Origin of the sequence: Neorhizobium sp. BT27B, assembly GCF_050455485.1 — a bacterium.
In the GTDB taxonomy this organism is placed as follows: domain Bacteria; phylum Pseudomonadota; class Alphaproteobacteria; order Rhizobiales; family Rhizobiaceae; genus Neorhizobium.
In genome coordinates, this window is record NZ_JBCIYT010000006.1 from 448,618 (window position 1) to 465,877 (window position 17,260).

At 59.5% G+C, this 17,260-nt stretch carries 13 protein-coding genes; 9 read left to right on the top strand and 4 right to left on the bottom strand.

What is annotated here, in order from left to right:
* Positions 1-83 precede the first annotated feature (83 nt).
* Positions 84-3,596, bottom strand: a complete 3,513-nt coding sequence (locus AAIH70_RS18900) for a hybrid sensor histidine kinase/response regulator (protein WP_132276719.1) — start codon at positions 3,594-3,596, stop codon at positions 84-86.
* 196 nt (positions 3,597-3,792) lie between these two features.
* Here AAIH70_RS18900 and mscL point away from each other — a divergent pair, with 196 nt between their 5' ends.
* The 3 genes from mscL (at position 3,793) to AAIH70_RS18915 (ending at position 6,449) form a co-directional block, all read left to right on the top strand.
* A complete protein-coding gene (mscL, locus tag AAIH70_RS18905) occupies positions 3,793-4,221 on the top strand; it encodes a large conductance mechanosensitive channel protein MscL (protein WP_132276721.1) in 429 nt (142 codons plus the stop codon).
* Between the two features lie 101 nt (positions 4,222-4,322).
* Positions 4,323-5,489, top strand: coding sequence for a pyridoxal phosphate-dependent aminotransferase (locus AAIH70_RS18910; RefSeq protein ID WP_132276723.1), 1,167 nt, complete (start codon positions 4,323-4,325; stop codon positions 5,487-5,489).
* A 333-nt stretch (positions 5,490-5,822) separates the two neighbouring features.
* Positions 5,823-6,449: a sugar transferase gene (locus AAIH70_RS18915; RefSeq protein WP_132276861.1), complete on the top strand. Its 627-nt coding sequence runs from the start codon at positions 5,823-5,825 to the stop codon at positions 6,447-6,449.
* A 235-nt stretch (positions 6,450-6,684) separates the two neighbouring features.
* On the opposite strand, the gene AAIH70_RS18920 is transcribed toward AAIH70_RS18915, so the two are convergent.
* Positions 6,685-7,470, bottom strand: coding sequence for a metallophosphoesterase family protein (locus tag AAIH70_RS18920; RefSeq protein WP_132276725.1), 786 nt, complete (start codon positions 7,468-7,470; stop codon positions 6,685-6,687).
* A gap of 618 nt (positions 7,471-8,088) precedes the next feature.
* Between AAIH70_RS18920 and AAIH70_RS18925 the strand changes: the two genes are divergently transcribed.
* From AAIH70_RS18925 to AAIH70_RS18935, 3 genes are all read left to right on the top strand, one after another.
* Positions 8,089-9,285, top strand: coding sequence for a polysaccharide biosynthesis/export family protein (locus AAIH70_RS18925; protein ID WP_132276727.1), 1,197 nt, complete (start codon positions 8,089-8,091; stop codon positions 9,283-9,285).
* A 301-nt stretch (positions 9,286-9,586) separates the two neighbouring features.
* Positions 9,587-11,842: a polysaccharide biosynthesis tyrosine autokinase gene (locus tag AAIH70_RS18930; protein WP_430035142.1), complete on the top strand. Its 2,256-nt coding sequence runs from the start codon at positions 9,587-9,589 to the stop codon at positions 11,840-11,842.
* Between the two features lie 51 nt (positions 11,843-11,893).
* Positions 11,894-12,742, top strand: a complete 849-nt coding sequence (locus AAIH70_RS18935) for a DUF6030 family protein (protein WP_132276729.1) — start codon at positions 11,894-11,896, stop codon at positions 12,740-12,742.
* A 77-nt stretch (positions 12,743-12,819) separates the two neighbouring features.
* Here AAIH70_RS18935 and AAIH70_RS18940 read toward each other — a convergent pair whose 3' ends face one another.
* The gene (locus AAIH70_RS18940) at positions 12,820-13,044 is read right to left on the bottom strand and encodes a hypothetical protein (protein WP_132276731.1); all 225 of its coding nucleotides are present in this window, start codon (positions 13,042-13,044) and stop codon (positions 12,820-12,822) included.
* 1,146 nt (positions 13,045-14,190) lie between these two features.
* On the opposite strand from AAIH70_RS18940, the gene AAIH70_RS18945 reads away from it, so the two are divergent.
* Entirely contained in the window at positions 14,191-14,709 is a 519-nt protein-coding gene (locus AAIH70_RS18945; RefSeq protein WP_430035125.1) for a hypothetical protein, read from the top strand.
* Positions 14,706-15,296, top strand: coding sequence for a hypothetical protein (locus AAIH70_RS18950; protein ID WP_430035126.1), 591 nt, complete (start codon positions 14,706-14,708; stop codon positions 15,294-15,296). The genes AAIH70_RS18945 and AAIH70_RS18950 overlap by 4 nt, the downstream gene beginning before the upstream one ends.
* A gap of 374 nt (positions 15,297-15,670) precedes the next feature.
* Here AAIH70_RS18950 and AAIH70_RS18955 read toward each other — a convergent pair whose 3' ends face one another.
* Positions 15,671-16,021, bottom strand: a complete 351-nt coding sequence (locus AAIH70_RS18955) for a hypothetical protein (protein WP_430035128.1) — start codon at positions 16,019-16,021, stop codon at positions 15,671-15,673.
* 178 nt (positions 16,022-16,199) lie between these two features.
* Between AAIH70_RS18955 and AAIH70_RS18960 the strand changes: the two genes are divergently transcribed.
* The gene (locus AAIH70_RS18960; protein WP_430035129.1) at positions 16,200-16,457 is read left to right on the top strand and encodes a hypothetical protein; all 258 of its coding nucleotides are present in this window, start codon (positions 16,200-16,202) and stop codon (positions 16,455-16,457) included.
* Positions 16,458-17,260 lie beyond the last annotated feature (803 nt).

The following is a 17,260-nucleotide window of genomic DNA, read 5'->3' on the forward strand; positions in this document are numbered from 1 at the left end:
GTGCGGTTCCGAGGTCGGATCATTTTTACAACCCGCACGCGATCAAGAAGTGATCAAGGAAATGTGTGTGCCGGAATGGGAACCTACTCGGCCGCGGCGCGGCGATGACTTGCGATCTGGGCGATATATGCTCTCAGCGCCGCCGGTTTGACGGGCTTGTTCTGCAATCCCAGGCCGTATTTTTTTGTCTCGGCGCGAACCTCCTGGCTGCGGTCGGCGGTAATGATCAGGGCCGGAATGTCGATTTCGAATCGACCCCTCAGCCCGAGAATTGCCGCAATCCCGGTTCCGTCGTCAAGGTGATAATCGGCGATCACGAGATCGGGAACGGGTGTGACGGCATCGCTGTGGAAACCCTCGGCAAGGGCCTCCGCTTCCGCTTTCGAACTGGCTTGCAGAACGGTGCAGCCCCAGCCGGAAATCAGGATCGCCATGCCGGCCAGAATGCGCGGATCGTTGTCGATGCACAAAACGGTGACGCCGTTAAGCGAGTGCGGTGAAACGGCCAAGGGCAGGGGCGCTGCCACCTTGCCGGCTTCCGCCCTCGGTAATTTCACACGAAAGATCGTGCCGCGACCCGGCGCGGAAACAATTTCGACCGGATGGGCAAGCACACGCGAAATACGGTCGACGATGGAAAGGCCCAGCCCAAGCCCGCTGGCCGTGCGGGCCCCTTCATCGAGCCGGGTGAATTCTTCGAAGATCGCCTCGAAACTGGCCTTCGGAATGCCGATACCGCTGTCGGCCACCTCGATCACCACCTCTTCGCCACGTCGGCGCACGCCCACCAGAACCTTGCCGGACACGGTGTATTTGATGGCGTTGGAGACAAGATTCTGCACCAGCCGCCGCAACAGGTTGGCATCCGAGCGGACGGCGAGAGACGTGGGCATGACCTTGAAGGTGAGGTTTTTTTCACGTGCCAGCGGCGCAAAGTCGGTCTCGATCCGGTGCAGAAGATCGCCCAGCGCCACCGGGGCGATCTGCGGTTTCATCGCGCCGGTATCGAGCCGCGACATGTCCAGCACGGCACCGAGAATGGCCTCGACCGATTCCAGTGCGGAATCGATATTGCTCACCAGTTCGCTGTTTTCCGATTGCCCAAGCCGCCCGACCAGCGCCGAGGAGTATAGCCGCGCGGCATTCAGTGGCTGGAGAATGTCGTGGCCGGCGGCGGCGAAAAACCGGGTTTTTCCCAGATTGGCATCGTCTGCGCTGGCGCGGGCGGCCGCCAGTTCGCCATTCACCTGCATCAGTTCGGCGGTGCGTTCACTGACGCGCAGTTCCAGCGTCTCGTTTGCCTCCTGCAGCGCGCGGGCGGCGGATACGCGGTCGGTAATGTCGGTAAAGGTGGCAACGAACCCGTTGTCCGGCATGGCATTGGAGCGGACTTCGAGAATGCGTTTTCGTTTGCCGAGTGCCAGCGAAAAGGGAATGTCGAGTGTCTTGAAGCGCGCAACCAGCGCCGTTCTGCCGGCCGCATCGAGATCGCCTCGGGCAACGAGAATGGAGACGAGATCGGACAGCGGATAACCGACCTGTCCCACCTCTTCCGGCAGATCGAGCAGGGTGCGGAAACGCCGGTTCCACACCGTCAGCCGGCCGACACTGTCGAATACGGCAATTCCCTGATCCATTTTCGAAAGGGCGGTCTGCAGCATGTCCTGATTGTGCTGCAGCGCCTCGCTGGCCTGATCGAGCAGCCATGCCGTATCCGGTCCGGCATCCTCGGCCTTCTGCAGAACCAGCGACAGCACGAGACGAGCGGAGGCAGAGCCGATGGCGCTGCCGAGCAGCTGTTCGGAAAAATGGATGACCGACATGTCGGCGGCATCAGCATCGGAAAGCTTGCGCCCGGTCGTGCGTTCATGGCTGGCAAAGGAGCGGCGCATGCGCTCCTCGCCGAGATAGCGGCCGATCGTTGTCTTCAGCGTGCCGATGGTCACGGCCGTTTTCCAGCCGCGGCTGACCAGTTGCGACCGCGGCTGACGGCGCACGAATACGCCGGCCTGCACCCGCTCCAGCGGCCGCGGATTGCGCGACAAAGAACCGAGGACGAAGGCGGTGAGATTGAGCAACAGGCTGAGTGTGACCGCATTGACGAGAGGATCGGCGCGCGCGCCAGAGAAAAGCCCGGTGCCGGGCAGAAGGAAGTTCAGCACGGCAGAGGCGACATGGGCGTTGTCCGGCCCGCCGAGGCTTGGCACGAACAGAAGATAGGCCCAGGTCAGGAAACCGATCAGCATGCCGGCAATGGCGCCGCGCGCATTGGCCCGGTGCCACCACAACCCGCCGAGCACGGAAGGCGCCATCTGCGCGATCGCGGCAAACGACAGAAGGCCGATCGAGGCAAGGCCGTACTGGCCGTCGGACATGCGATAATAGACGTAACCGAGCATCAGCACGGCAAAGATCGCCATGCGGCGGATGCTGAGCAACATCGGCGAAAAATCGGCGCGCTGGTCATCGGAGCCGATCAGGCGGCGGCGCAGAAACACCGGCATGACGATGTCGTTCGATACCATGATCGACAGCGCCACGGATTCGACGATGACCATGGCGGTGGCGGCCGAAAACCCGCCGATGAAGACGATCAGCGTGACGGCCGGCATATGCTGGGTCAGCGGCAGAAGCAGGAGATAAAGATCGGAATCGCCACTGCCGCCGAGCAGGATCAGGCCGGCAGCCGCAACCGGCAGCACGAACAGGTTGATGGCGATCAGGTAAAGCGGCAGCAGCCAGCCGGCCATGCGCAATTCCCGCATCGTGCGGTTCTCGACCACCGTCACATGGAACTGGCGCGGCAGGAGAATGATCGCAAACACCGACAGCACGATCAGCACCACCCACCGGCTTGTCGGCGTGCGGTAATCCATCGAGGCGGAGACCAGCGAATGGTTTGCCGCCTGCTGAAAAAGGTCGGTCGGGCCATCGAACAGGAAAAACAGCACGGCGATGCCGGCGGTGAAAAATGCCACCAGCTTGACCAGGGATTCCGCCCCGATTGCAAGGATCAAGCCGTCCTGATGTTCGGTGGCGTCGGTGTGGCGGGTGCCGAACATCACCGCGAAACAGGCCATCATCAGCGTCACGATCAGCGCCAGATCAATGATGCCGGGCGCCATGCTGTCTCCACCAAAGCCCGACGGATCGAGCATGGCGGCAACCGAGCTGGAAACGGCGCGAAGCTGCAGCGCGATATAGGGAATGACGCCGACCAGCGAGATGACGGCGACGATCAGCGCCACCGTCTGGTTCTTGCCGTAGCGGGCAGCCACGAAGTCGGCCACCGATACCAGACGTTCCGCCTTGGCGATCTCGATGATGCGGCGGATGATCGGCAGGCCGATGGTAAAGGCGATGATCGGGCCGATATAGATGCCGGCAAATTCCAGTCCGTGGCCGGCAGCAAGGCCAACGCCACCAAAATAGGTCCATGACGTGCAGTAGACGGCAAGGCTCAGGGCATAGACGAGCGGCCTTCCGTTGCGGCTCACGCCGACGCGTGCGCTGCGCCGGTCGCCATAGGTGGCGATCGCGAACAGCAGCAGAATATAGGCACACGCCGACAGGAAAATGGCCCAGCCTGGAAGCATCTTTCCTCCGCGACCGGGCAGACCGGTCGTCCTCCGGAAAGAAGTCTAGGACAAAAGCCGGCGCTTGAAAATCAGCGGCTTCTCGTCAAAAAGTTGAAGATGGCCGGATCCGGCGCGATTACTCAAAACCGGCCTTTTCAGTATTTTAGAATGCGCTATGTTGCGTTTCAGGGTGGGACATACAGAGAGGGTAACCATGTCTTTCGTCAGCGAATTTCGCTCCTTCATCGCCAAGGGCAACGTCGTCGATCTCGCGGTCGGCATCATCATCGGCGGCGCCTTCACAGGCATCGTCAGCTCGCTCGTCAACGACATCGTCATGCCGGTCGTCAGTGTCGTTGTCGGCGGTATCGATTTCTCCAACTACTTCTTCCCGCTGAATTCAGCCGTCACCGCCACGACGCTGGATGCCGCCAAGGAACAGGGCGCGGTTTTTGCCTATGGCAAGTTCCTCACCGTCATCATCAACTTCCTCATCCTCGCCTGGATCATCTTCCTGATGGTGAAGGGTGTGAACAAGCTGCGTGCAGCGGAAGAAAAGAAGCCGGTCGAGGCCGCCCCCGCGCCGCCACCGGCCGATATCCAGCTTCTGTCGGAAATCCGCGATCTGTTGAAGACGCGCTGATCGGCAACGCTTCACATAAATCAATAGAAAGCCGACGAATTCTCATGGGATTCGTCGGCTTATCTGCGTTATGAAACCTCCAAACGGAGAACTCATGCCGCATGTCCATTCTTGAAAGCCTCAGCAGCCGTATCGCCTCAGCCCCGCCGAGCGGTATCGTCGAAGTCATGAACTACGCCCGCGGTCGCGATGGCCTGATTCCGCTCTGGGCGGGCGAGGGCGATCTGCCAAGCCCCGATTTCATCAACAAGGCGGCCAGCGACGCCCTGATGGCGGGCGAAACCTTCTATACCTGGCAGCGCGGCATTCCGGAAATGCGTCAGGCCCTGTCGGATTTCTACCAGCGTCATTTTCAGGTCTCGCTGCCGATCGACAATTTTTCCGTCACCAGTTCCGGCATGCATGCGATCACGCTCTGTGTGCAGGCGGTCACCGCGCCCGGCGACGAGCTGATCTATCTGACGCCGAGCTGGCCGAACATCGTCTCCGCCGTCGGCATCGGTGGCGCAACCCCGATCGGCCTGCCGCTCGATTTCGTCGATGGCGGCTTCAAGGTCGACATGAACAAGCTGGAAGCGCTGATCACGCCGCGCACCAAGGCACTGTTCATCAATACCCCGTCCAACCCGACTGGCTGGGTGGCAACGAAGCAGGATCTCGCCGATATCCTGACGCTGGCGCGCAAGCATGGTCTGTGGATCATCGCCGACGAGATTTACGCGCTCTATTATTATGCGGGCGGCCGCGCGCCATCTTTCCTCGACGTGATGGAAGAGGGCGACCGCATCCTGTTCGCCAACTCGTTTTCGAAAAACTGGTCGATGACCGGCTGGCGCGTCGGCTGGATCGTCGCGCCGCCGGAAATGGGCGATGTTATCGGCAATCTCATCCAGTATTCCAGCTCCGGTCTTGCGCAGTTCATGCAGCGCGGCGCCGTCGTGGCGCTCGACAAGGGCGACGATTTCGTGCGCCAGAACATCGAGCGCGCCACAATCTCGCGCGACATCCTCTGCGACACGCTGATTTCCACCAATCGTGTGGAAACCCGTAAACCCGATGGTGCCCTCTACGCCTTCCTCAAGGTCGATGGTATCACCGACAGCCGTGCCGCGGCCTTCGATATCGTCGACAAGACGCTGGTCGGTCTGGCGCCGGGCACGGCCTTCGGTCCGGGCGGTGCTCCCTTCCTGCGCGCCTGCTTCCTGCGTGATCCCGTTCAGGTTCGCGAGGCAGCCGGCCGTCTGGCGGAGTATATTCTCAAGCTTTGACAATGGCTTGAGAGGGCGGTCGCTGGCATTCCATTGGCCGCCCTTTCAAACAAAATATGACTTTTGCTCATTAAGCCTTGAAAAGCTCTTGCACTGCAACATGTACCATCTCTGGTCGTCCTGCTGTCGCGTTAACCCTTCATTGAGGATGCGCATTGAGGATCGGCAAATTCCTGGCGCGGCCAATGGCGCTGGCAAATGCGACTGAGTGTGGAACAGATGCGGGTGGATGACGTGACGGGATCGGGACGCCAGATAGACGCAATTCGGGTGGCGGATGAGCAGCCCAAGCCATTTTCTTTCAATATCGAGGACTATGGCACAGCCGCGGTGATGCGGAAGGTCAGCCATTCGCGGGCACATCTCGCCGCCAAACGTGCGGTCGATATTTCCGTCTCGCTGATGGCCCTTATCGCCCTGGCACCTCTGCTATTGGCGGTTGCCGTTCTGATCAAGCTCGACAGCAAGGGACCGGTGCTTTTCCGGCAGACCCGCTGGGGCAAGGATTGCAGCAAGATCAGGGTTTACAAGTTCCGCTCGATGCGCACCGACCTCGGTGATGCGACCGGTGTCGCTCAGACGATCAAGAACGATCCGCGCATCACCAAGCTGGGCGCCATCCTGCGCAAGACCAATATCGACGAACTGCCGCAGCTTCTGAACGTGCTGAAGGGCGACATGTCGCTGGTCGGCCCGCGCTGCCACGCCATCGGCATGCTGGCCGCCGGCATCCCTTACGAGGATCTGGTGCCGGATTATCATCGCCGCCACATGGTAAAGCCCGGCATGACGGGTCTTGCCCAGATGCGCGGCCTGCGTGGTCCGACAGACCGCCCCGGCAAGGCACGTGCCCGCATTGCCTGCGACCTGCATTATATCGACAAGTTTTCCGTTTGGTTCGATATCCGCATCATGGTCGGAACCGTTGTGTCCGAACTGCGCGGCGGCAAGGGTTTCTAAAGCCCTCGGTAGTATGTCGATATAACGCCTACTGGTTCACCTAAGCTTGCAAGGAACGAGCATGCGTATCTCTGGCAACCGAATGTTATGGTTTCTGGCCTTGGCGGTTATCGTGCTTGTCGTAGTGGTCCGCTATTCCTCCTTTATCACTCAGGATAAATGCCTCGATAGCGGAGGCGCTTGGAACGATGGCCGTTGTTCGTATTAAGGCATTTCGCCAGCGCAACGGCTAATTCTAGAGAATGCTGGCCTTGCCGTCGATGATTTTCAGAACGGCAAGGTGGCCGCTGTAATAGGCGCCTGTGTCGATGCCGATACGGCCAGACGAGAACTGCGGCTTGTCCACCGGCGTGTGCCCATGGATGACGATCTTCGGCAGCATTGGCCCCTTCGACAGAAACGGCTGACGGATCCACATCAGGTCCTCGTCGCGCTGCTCCTCCATCGGCACTTCGGGGCGCAGGCCCGCATGCACAAAAACATAATCGCCGATCGCCAGAAGCACCGGCAGGCTTTCCAGAAATTCGATGTGATGGGCCGGTACAATATCCTTGAGGATCGTGCGCATCAGCGCCGGATCGCCGCCGCTGCGGCTGACCAGATGCTCGGCATCCATGCCGTAGGACAGCAGCGTCTGGCGGCCACCGAATTCCAGCCAGCGGTCGATCTGGCTCGGATCGCGCAGGAACTGCAGGAAAACATCATCGTGATTGCCGCATAGCGGTACCCGCCGCAGGGTCGGGTCCGATGGTCGTGCCAGATGTTCGAGAACTGCCGCCGAACGAGGGCCGCGATCGACATAGTCGCCGAGCAGGATGGTCAAGCCCTTCCTTTCGTATTGCCTGGCGTCATCACGAATACGCCGTTCAGCGTCGAGCAGCTGGTCGAGGCATCCATGCACATCTCCCACCGCATAAAGCGGGTATGCCGGTCCCGGTTGGCCGAGCGTGAAGCGACGGCGCGGCGGCGTTGCCTGTGTCGGCCCGCCCTGCCGGAAAAACCGTTGCAGGAGAGATTTCATGCGGTCATGCTTTTCATAAAATACACCGACCGCGATCAGCGATCATGCGTGACTGTACCCTGTTCACCCGCGATAAGCATGAGGCCTTCTCGGTTTCGCGTCCACTCGCATCTGCACGTGATCCACTCAATAAGTCGATACCGGCCGGATGAGCAGGTTTTCCACATGTCTGCGCCTGGATGTTGAAATGATGCGCGAGATCGATCTTTTGGCAGCAAGAAATCAACCTATGCGGGAATTAAGGGTGGTCAATCTCGGTATGGTCACGCTCGTGCCATGATTGCATCTTCTGCGCGTCCATATCTGACAAATGATAATAATCGCATGCCGATGACCTCCAATGGGAAAAGATTCAATTTTAACAAAGTGCCGGTGATTGTTTGGCAATATTGACTTTAAGCGTCTGTTTACCATGTTCTTGCCAATCCGCGCCAAAAAAGCCCAATGCAATCAAGGGTGGTTAATGGGTGTTAATCATCTGTGATACAAACGCCACACAAAGATTGCCAGATGACTCGCAGGAGTAGTGTTTCGGACGTGCCGAGGTGGTACGTCCGACGTTTTTTGACTATTGCATTGCAGCATATGTCTGCACGACTGAAGGAGATCCGAGTGATCATGCGTTGCTCCGTAATGCTGCTGACAGTAACCGCCCTGGGTTTGGCCGGTTGCACGGCACTCCCGAATTCCGGCCCGTTATCGGAAGCGGTCGAGTCCAATGCGGCGGTCAAGGTTACCTCCGCCAGCAAGGCCAAGACGGCCGGTATCGATTATGCGCTGGTCGATCTCAACAAGACGCTGCTTGCTTATGTGGGTGATACGGTCACGCCATCCTTTGCCAGCGGTTTCGGCACGGGACGCGGCGGTGCTCCGAACCTGCCGCTCGGCGTCGGTGATGTCGTTCAGGTCACGGTGTTCGAATCCCAGTCCGGCGGTCTCTTCATTCCCGCCGATGCTGGCAGCCGTTCCGGTAACTTCGTTTCCCTGCCGAACTATACGATCGGCCGCGATGGCATGATCAGCGTGCCTTATGCCGGCCGCATCCGCGCCAATGGCCGCACCGTCGAGCAGGTTCAGCGCGAGATCGAGGAAAAGCTCGCCAACCGCGCCATCGAGCCGCAGGCGATCATCACCAAGATCAACAGCCGCTCCGCACAGGTCGCCGTCCTCGGCGACGTCAACGAGCCGACCAAGATCGAACTGACGGAAGCCGGCGACCGTATTCTCGACGTCGTTTCGCAGGCCGGTGGCCTCAGCGTGCCGGGTGAGGAAACCTACATCACGCTCCAGCGCGGCAGCCGCACCGGCAAGGTCTATTACGAAGACCTCGTGAAGAACCCGCGTGAAAACATCTTTGTCGCGCCGGGCGATACCGTCGTCGTCAAGCGCGAGCGTCGCACCTATCTCGCTTTCGGCGCTTCGGGTCTGAATGGCCGCTTCAACTTCGAGGAATCCTCGCTGACACTCGGCGAAGCTCTGGGCCAGGCCGGTGGTCTGCTCGACAGCAAGGCCGATCCGCAGCAGGTTCTTTTGTATCGCACCGTCAGCCGCGATCTGCTGGTCAAGCTCGGCGTCGATACGTCACGCTTCAAGGGTCAGGAAGTTCCTGTGATCTTCCGCGCCAACCTGCGTGATCCGGCCATGTTCTTCGCGGTCCAGAAGTTCCCGATGCAGGACAAGGACATTCTCTACGTGACCAATTCGAAGTCCGTCGAGCTGACCAAGTTCCTCGATATCCTCAACGACGTCACATCGACAGCTTCGGGTGTCAGCAACGACGCATTGAGTACGCGCAACGCGATCCGCGACCTTTAAGGCGAACTTTCCGGGAGGCGCCGCGCGCGCCTCCCGGCGTCTTTAAAAAGAGACATTTCATCTAAAACTTGATCATTGTCCGATCATGTGCCACGTTTTCCCAGCAGGTCGAAATCCGACCGTTCCATAAAAAAGCCTTGGGAGGAGGTTGGAACGGTCATCGGGCACTTGCTCGATACTCGACAGCCGTGCGCCCCGCCCTATTTCCGCCGCGGGCACCCGAAGTGCTTAACGTTTCGCTCCCGACGTCGAGGTCAAGAATTTGCAGCTGTATAATAGGGATTTGCCGAGCGGTGCCTTGCTGGAAAAGCTCAGCGCACCCGCCGCCCGCCGCCAGTTGATCGATGTCGAGGCCATCATGGGCATCGCGCGGCGTCAATGGCTGGTGGTGGCTCTCTGCGCGACTGTCGGCGCCATGCTCGGCATCGCCTATGTGATGACGGCAACGCCGCTTTATACGGCCGGCATCAGCGTGATGATCGATCGCGGTGATACCAGCCAGGTGGTCGCCCAGCTTTCCACGGCAGGTCCGGCACCGGGGGAAGAAGAAGCGATGATCACCAGCCAGATCGCGCTTTTGCAGAGCCAGGCGGTGATCGGCGCGGTCGTCGACAAGCTCGATCTCACCAACGATCCCGAATTCGTCGGCACACCCTCCGCCGTTGCCACCGTCAAGAATGGCATCAAGTCGCTGATCAGCCTCACCGGCCTTTATTCGCCGAAGGAAGCACAGGCCGATAGCGCTGCCCGCCGTCAGGCCGCCATCGAACAGGTCGGTCGTGGCATAACCGTGGCCCGCGCCGGCCGCAGTTATGTGATCGGCGTTGCCTATACCTCGCCATCGAAAGCATTGTCGGCGCGTGTCGCCAATGCCGTTGGTGACTCATATCTCGACGACAAGCTGGAATCCCGCTACGAGGCCACCCGCCGCGCCGGCAGCTGGCTTGAAGGCCGCATCGCCGAATTGCGCCAGAAGGCGCTGGAGGCCGATCTCGCCGTCCAGAAATTCCGCTCGGAAAACGGTCTTGTCTCCGCCGGCCAGACGCTGATGTCGGACCAGCAGCTGACCGAGCTCAACAGCGCATTGATCGTTGCCCAGTCGGAAACGGCGCAGTCGCGGGCAAAACACGAGCGCATCCAGAAGATCATCGATGCCGGCCAGGGCGATGCCATCGTCAACGATGTGCTTGACAGCTCGATTTCCAACGACCTGCGCCAGAAATATCTGGAAGCAGCCAAGACCGAAGCCGATATTTCACAACGTCTCGGCCCGGACCATGTGCAGGCTGTGCGCCTGCGCGGCGAAATGGCGGAATACCGTCGCCAGATGTTCGAGGAACTGAGCCGCATCGCCCAGAGCTACCAGAGCGAGCTTGAGGTTGCCGAGGCGCGCCAGAAGAGCCTGGAGGATAGCGTCCAGAAGGCGATGGGCATAACCTTCAGCGCCAACGAGACGCAGGTGCAGTTGCGCGAGCTTGAGCGTGAGGCCGATACCTACAAGAACCTCTACCAGAACTTTCTGCAGAAACATCAGGAAGCCCTGCAGCAGCAGAGTTTTCCGCTGACCGAAGCCCGCGTCATCACCAAGGCGACCGAGCCGGATGGCGCCAGCCATCCGAAAAAGCTGATCATGCTGCTGGCCTTCTGTTTCCTCGGTGGTGTCGCCGGGGCTGGCATCGGTGCCTTCCGCGAATTCCGCGACCGGTTTTTCCGCACCGGCGATCAGGTACGTGATGTGCTCGATCTCGAATTCATCGGCACCGCGCCGATGATCGATGAGAGCGCCGGCAAGCTTTCGGACGTGCCGGCAGGCCAAAGCCCGCGGGCGCTGCGCAAGAGCAATATCGCCTCGAATTACGTGATCGACCACCCGCTGTCGTCTTTTGCCGAAACGCTGCGCAGCGCCAAGATCGCCGCCGACCTGACGCTGGCCGGCAAGGATTGCAAGATCATCGGCATCGTTTCGACCCTGCCGGGCGAGGGCAAGTCGACGACGGCCATCAATTTCGCCGAGCTTCTGGCAAGCCAGGGCGCCCGTACCGTGCTGATCGATGGCGACCTTCGCAATCCCGGCGCCACCCGCGCCATCGGCCTGCATGCGGAAGAGGGGATTCTCGAAGCGATCCTGGAGAAGAAGCCGGTCGGCGATCTGCTGCTCTATAATCCCGAGACCAAGCTTGCCTTCCTGCCGGCGGTGATCAAGCGCCGCGTGCCGCATTCGGCCGAACTGATCGGCTCGCTTGCCATGCGCGATATCCTCACCAGTCTGTCGGCAGAGGCCGATTACATCATCGTCGACCTGCCGCCGCTGGGCGCCGTGGTCGATGCCCGCGCCGCCGCCAACCGCATCGACAGCTTCATCTACGTGGTCGAATGGGGCAAGACGGCACGCCGCGCCGTGCGCCAGACGATCGGCAATGAACCGCAGGTGCGCGACAAGACGCTCGGCGTGATCCTCAACAAGGTCGATCACGAGAAGATGAAGCTCTACCGGACCTATGGATCGAGCGAATATTATTATTCGCGTTACTCCGAATATTATCAGGAGAACAAATAATCTTGGCGTCAGGTATGATGCCGGCATGCATACGGAAAAGCGATTGCCACAATGATTGAGGATCGTGAGCCGACGCAATCCATATCGAAGGAAGCCGTGCCATCCGCTGCGGAACGTTACCCGCAACCGCATCGCGGTCGGCGCATCGTCATGATCCTGTTCGTGACGATTGCCATCTGTGGCGTCATCGTGCCGGTTCTGCTCGCCAACAATGGCCGCAACCTCGAGATTGCCGGAGATCGCCTCGGCTTGCCGCTGCACGACTGGTGGCGTGGAAAGACCGAACGGGTGCCGCTGCCGCCACAGGCGCAGTCTGCCCCGCAACAGCAACCTGACGTCACGGCGGAGCCGGTGCACCGGAGCATACCCCGGCCGGCCCTCGAAAATCCCCCATCCCATCTTTCTCCACCCGCAGAAGCCTGGCAGCCGGAAAAAAGCTGCAATGCGCTTGAGCCGGGCGCAACGGGAGAAAAGCCGGTTTTTCTGGCAGCACCTGATGGCCGTTCGGAATGCACGGTGCTGATTGCGCTCAGCCAGGCGGAAAAGGCCAGTTCGCTGTTTCTGCAGGTGAGGGCGGCGGGCGACAGCCTCTCCAGCCTGCGCATGAAGCTCAATTTCGCAGAGGATGGCGAGGGAGGTGCACTACCGCAAAAGGCCGGTGATCTGGCGCGGCGTATTCTGGCCCCGATCAGCGAGGACGATCGCGCCTATCTTGAGGAGAGGATGGCCGGGAAGCAGGCTTTCCGAACCGAGATCGGCGATTACCGCATGACATTCCGGGCCGAAGGCGTGGACAATTCACGCTTCAATTTCATTGCCGTGTCGAAGGTCAGGGAGCCGGCGGCGACGGCTGAGGAGCAGGGCGCACCGGAAGCCGAGTCGCAAAATGCTCAGCCCTGATATGGGCACTTGAATTCACCTAAAAGAAAACGTGGCCGCATCGACCATGATGACGGCCACGTTCAAATATTCGGCGCTTAACGGCAGACGCGGGTGGTGCGAACCACGGTGCGGCCATGGTGCTGGGTGCGCACCTTCTTCACAACGCACTTTTCGCGGTGATGGCGCGGGCGGGCGTGATGGCCCCCTCGATGATCGACGCGCTCGACGGTGCGCACGGTCACGCTTGCGGCTTCGGAAGAGGCTGCGAAGGGCAGGATCGAAGAAACCGCGATGGCGGCGGCGAGAAGAACGTTTTTCATGGATGCCTCGGGGGAGATGAATGAAGGTTGGCGGCCATTAATGCCGATGACCTGTCCGAGGTTCCGCGGAAATGTGAAAATTGGCGAAATAATTATCGGCAGGGTTGATGCCGAGGTCTCTGCGGTCAGGCAGAACGTGTCTTTGGGGATGTTTAAGGAAGGAAAATGGTGCTGCTAGAGAGATTTGAAGCTTCTCGACAGCACTCTTGAAAGCCCGGAAAACAAGGCTTTTGGAGCATCCCGGATGGTGTCGGGTGTACCAATGTTGTGTCCCATCTTTAAATCCAGGTTTCCGGCCATTGTCAACAATTTGAGTGTCTCGCCGGAGGCAGTAGGTTCCAGTTCCCGCCGGGGCGGCCACTTCGCTGAACTTCCTGCTGCTGCCTTTCCTACCGGTCTCAACACGCGCGAATTCCCACTCTGACGGCGGTGCCGTCGCTATGCTCAGAGCTCCGATATGCTCTCTCTTCCTCTTGGCACGTCCATCGTCCGTGCTTTTATTCATATCCCGGCAGGGTAGCCTCACTCTCTTCCATGTCGATGCTCCGAAGTCTTCGACCAGATCCACTTGTCTCTGGTCGATCCGCTACGCGAACCGCGCTTCCGCATAAGCATGAAACCTTCTCACTCGGTGACGGCCAGCCCCGCGGCTCTTTATGCCCTTTGGGCACCGCCACGCCCCTGTGGGCCTCAGCGGGAAAAGAGCCTACGCCACCGCCTCGCCCGTCAACCCAGCCTGCCGTCGTGCAATTGGGAATCGCGTTAACGACTTGGACGCCTTCGTTCTGGAACGGAAGACGTGGACCGAGAAACTTGTCAGACGGACGGACATCCCCGGTTTCGGACAGGGACTTGACCACGCCGGTCAGCGGATTGGCATCTGAGCGCTGGATAATTTTTCCCATAATCGCTGGTGTGTTTAACAAACCGTTTACCGGTTCAAACCGTCAACTTTGAGATGCAAGGATTCGATTCCATCGAATCCTTGTGTTCGTGTTTTTGAATCCTTGCGACGTCGTCATAGAGTAAGGATTCGAACGCGAATCCTTAAATGATATCAATAAGATGCCTCATTTCAGGCCTATTGATTATTCTCGCTGGATGTGTGAAATGACCTCGTGTTGAACACAACCAGAGGAGAAGTTGATGAGCATTGTGACACTAGCGCGGGGCATGGAGTACCCGCTTCCGATCCGAGCCCATGAGGGAGCGGCAGCACATTTTCTGACTGACGGGGGCAACATCCTCCAGGTCGCCATGACGAACGTCACGAGGTCCGAGGCGAGATCGATCAGAAGCGGTCCTATGAAAGCGGGGATCATCGTCGACGGCTCACTGATCTTCTGGGTCTTTGAGTTCGGCATGCTCATCTTCGACGCTCCATTCGACGCGCGGATCGTTCCGCCAGAGGCACGGTGGCTGCCTGACATCAAGAGCAACCAGCAGCGGCTGGCGATCGAGGTGCATCTGGTGGAGACGTCGACGATGATCGTCCGTGGCATCCGGTACGTCACGCTATCGCCAGAACTTACGCGCCGCTTCCTGTTGGCCGTTCAGGATCAGCTTGCCGACAACCGGGATGCCACTCCCTACCTGACGCGGTGGAACGGCATCCCGATCACCCGGCTTCCGACGCTGGCACGGGTTGAGAGGTGCGGAGCATGATCCACAACACTGTCAGCAAAATCCCCGACGCACTGGCGCACCAGTATAAAGAGTCCGGTAAGGCTCTGGCGGCGTTCAAGGACGATACAGTCGTCGGTCTGGTCTACATCCGCGACATTCTGCCTGACGCTGAAGAGCCTGCGGAAAGCCTGTTACCGCTGTGGAGTAACCCCCACGTCGGAATTGCGGCACGAGAGCTTCTGAAGACAGCCGACCACGTGTTCGCCGGGATAGTTTCGAGGTGGGAGTTCACGCCGGTCATCGAGATCGAGTGGGGAACTCGCTCGCCTGGCGGGATAATATTGGACCCCGGAAACGAGGGAGAGCCGGGTACCGTCTGGACGCAGGATGAAGCTGACCTTGGATGGAGGACCACGCTTCGGGTTGCCGACAACAGCTTTGATATCGTCATCGCAGACGGAGGTCCGGATTTTAATAATGTCCCGTCCACATGCGAAGTTCTCATCCATCGCGTTGACGGCTCGCCGCCTGTCGTCATCCACAAGAGTGGCGAAAAGAACTGGATGGAGGCGCGACGGGCCGCGACCGTTGCCATGCGCATTGCCAACGCCGCGAGAGGGGCGTGACATGCGACAGTCATTAAGCGCCTGCACATACACGCTAACGATAGATGTCAGGTGCCGGACCTGTGTCATGCCTTGGTATATCGCCAAAGACCTTCGGGAGTGGGGGCACGTCCAAGACGATAGTCCCATTGCGGAGGCCATCGCGCAGCACGTCGAGCGCCGTTGCAGTGGGTGCATCGAGGGCTGCTGGGTGGAGGAAGAGGGTGGTCACTTTCATATCTTTCTCGCAACGAACGACGCCAGCTCTAGTATCGTCCTGCAAGCCGACAGGCCAGAATATGATTAGCATGCGACCGACAGAGGATCAGGTTTCCGAGTTCATGGCATTCGTGAATGCCGCGCAACTCCCCGGACCTAGCGACCAGTGGGAAGCTCTATGTCGTCGCGCAGCCGAAGCCAACCCGGCCGGCGCGGCCCTCTTTCACAACTTCGTTCTCCATGATCATCCAAATCTCCAGGTAGCGGAATCCTATGTTGCGAGATTCGAGATCATGGCGGCGATCTACGCCAACCTTTACCTCTGACGGGGTGGTGCGATGGAAGCGATCACCTGCCCCAAACGCAAAGCCGCACATCGAAAAATCGAGGTCGACGCGGAGCCTCGCCCGGACATCGATCTTGTAAGGATGGCCGGGCACAGAGGGGCAGGGCTGGCGGCTGGTCGATATGATCTGTGGCCGCTGGCAGACAGGACGCTGTTCAAGCGAATTGTCCAGCGCGGTCATTCGGCGATCACCGAAGACATCTAGCCAGCGCCGCCGCCGCCGCGCATGGTTCCAGAAAAGCAACGGCAGCTCTGAAAGTGTGCGAGCGCCGCGTGCGCCTGTCTTTCAGTCGCTTTTCAACTGCGAACAGTGCTGGCCGAAGGTAGCCTGGTTGTCCCTTGCGCCGCCGGCGGCGAGCATGGATGAAGGAACACTGGGAGGATCAACGATGCCAGAGCCGATAGAGCCAGAGATTTTCACAGGATACGACGACAAGGGCCCATCGGCCCCCTTTGCATTGTCAGCGGCAAAATTTATTGACGGGTCGGACCGGGACCAAATTTCCCGATTGGCGGCTATCGATGCCGAGCTTGCCACTCTGCTGAGTGCTGCCGACATGGACAAGTCCCAGATGCAAATCTTGATTCACGAAGTCCTCGACATGTTGGAGGTGTGATATGCGCCCCTGCTTTTCGAGAATTCAGACGAAGGGACAGGCTCAGATGTGGCGTGGACGCGGCGAAGGCCTGTCCCGTCGCATGGCGGGCCTCTTCATGTCGAATGAGTGCATTTGCATCATCGTCCTAGACACATGTCTTCGACGCCGCAATCTCACGATGATCCATGAGCGTCCATTCCTTCGGCGCTGGCTCACCTACTGCGAACCCGGAGTCCTGTTCTACCTTCGGAACCTGGAAACTACAGGCGACTGGAGAGACCTCAAGGACAAGATTCACGCCATCGCCAGACGATCACATTACACAGTTCCTGACGATAGGAGGAACCTCGCTCTTGAACGACTGGTTTTCATCGGTGCCATTCTACCCGAACTCTCGGCCATCGGCAGCTCTCTTAGGGGTAACCCCAACAACGAATTCATTCCCGATCCGGATCCTAACCCAGATGCGGACGAGGACGGCTCAGGAGATGACGGAAGTAGCGACGGGCTGGTAGTAAGGCCGGACCCGCGAAACCCTCTCCTGAAGCAGCAACGGATGCCGAGGGTCTCGTGCTCGAGCTCACCGAGGATGAACTCGCCGCACTCAAGGACAATGCCTATACGCCAACCTTTGGAGGGGTAATGCGATGATGGACCTGTTTGCAGAACCAAGCGCTACAAACAACGCATGGTCGTGGGTCCATGTCATCATTCCTTACGATGCCGCAAGCCCGTGGGGTCGTGTGCGTAGCGGCAATCTAGGTGAGATTCAGCGTCAATCAGGATGAGACTCGCGCCGGGGTGTGACGGAGTGAGGGCGT

Bases quoted from the DNA above. Each gene is read 5' to 3' on its own strand.
- AAIH70_RS18900 (WP_132276719.1), bottom strand. From the start codon at position 3,596: ATGCTTCCAGGCTGGGCCATTTTCCTGTCGGCGTGTGCCTATATTCTG.
- mscL (WP_132276721.1), top strand. From the start codon at position 3,793: ATGTCTTTCGTCAGCGAATTTCGCTCCTTCATCGCCAAGGGCAACGTC.
- AAIH70_RS18910 (WP_132276723.1), top strand. From the start codon at position 4,323: ATGTCCATTCTTGAAAGCCTCAGCAGCCGTATCGCCTCAGCCCCGCCG.
- AAIH70_RS18915 (WP_132276861.1), top strand. From the start codon at position 5,823: ATGCGGAAGGTCAGCCATTCGCGGGCACATCTCGCCGCCAAACGTGCG.
- AAIH70_RS18920 (WP_132276725.1), bottom strand. From the start codon at position 7,470: ATGAAATCTCTCCTGCAACGGTTTTTCCGGCAGGGCGGGCCGACACAG.
- AAIH70_RS18925 (WP_132276727.1), top strand. From the start codon at position 8,089: ATGCGTTGCTCCGTAATGCTGCTGACAGTAACCGCCCTGGGTTTGGCC.
- AAIH70_RS18935 (WP_132276729.1), top strand. From the start codon at position 11,894: ATGATTGAGGATCGTGAGCCGACGCAATCCATATCGAAGGAAGCCGTG.
- AAIH70_RS18940 (WP_132276731.1), bottom strand. From the start codon at position 13,044: ATGAAAAACGTTCTTCTCGCCGCCGCCATCGCGGTTTCTTCGATCCTG.
- AAIH70_RS18945 (WP_430035125.1), top strand. From the start codon at position 14,191: ATGAGCATTGTGACACTAGCGCGGGGCATGGAGTACCCGCTTCCGATC.
- AAIH70_RS18950 (WP_430035126.1), top strand. From the start codon at position 14,706: ATGATCCACAACACTGTCAGCAAAATCCCCGACGCACTGGCGCACCAG.
- AAIH70_RS18955 (WP_430035128.1), bottom strand. From the start codon at position 16,021: ATGACCGCGCTGGACAATTCGCTTGAACAGCGTCCTGTCTGCCAGCGG.
- AAIH70_RS18960 (WP_430035129.1), top strand. From the start codon at position 16,200: ATGGATGAAGGAACACTGGGAGGATCAACGATGCCAGAGCCGATAGAG.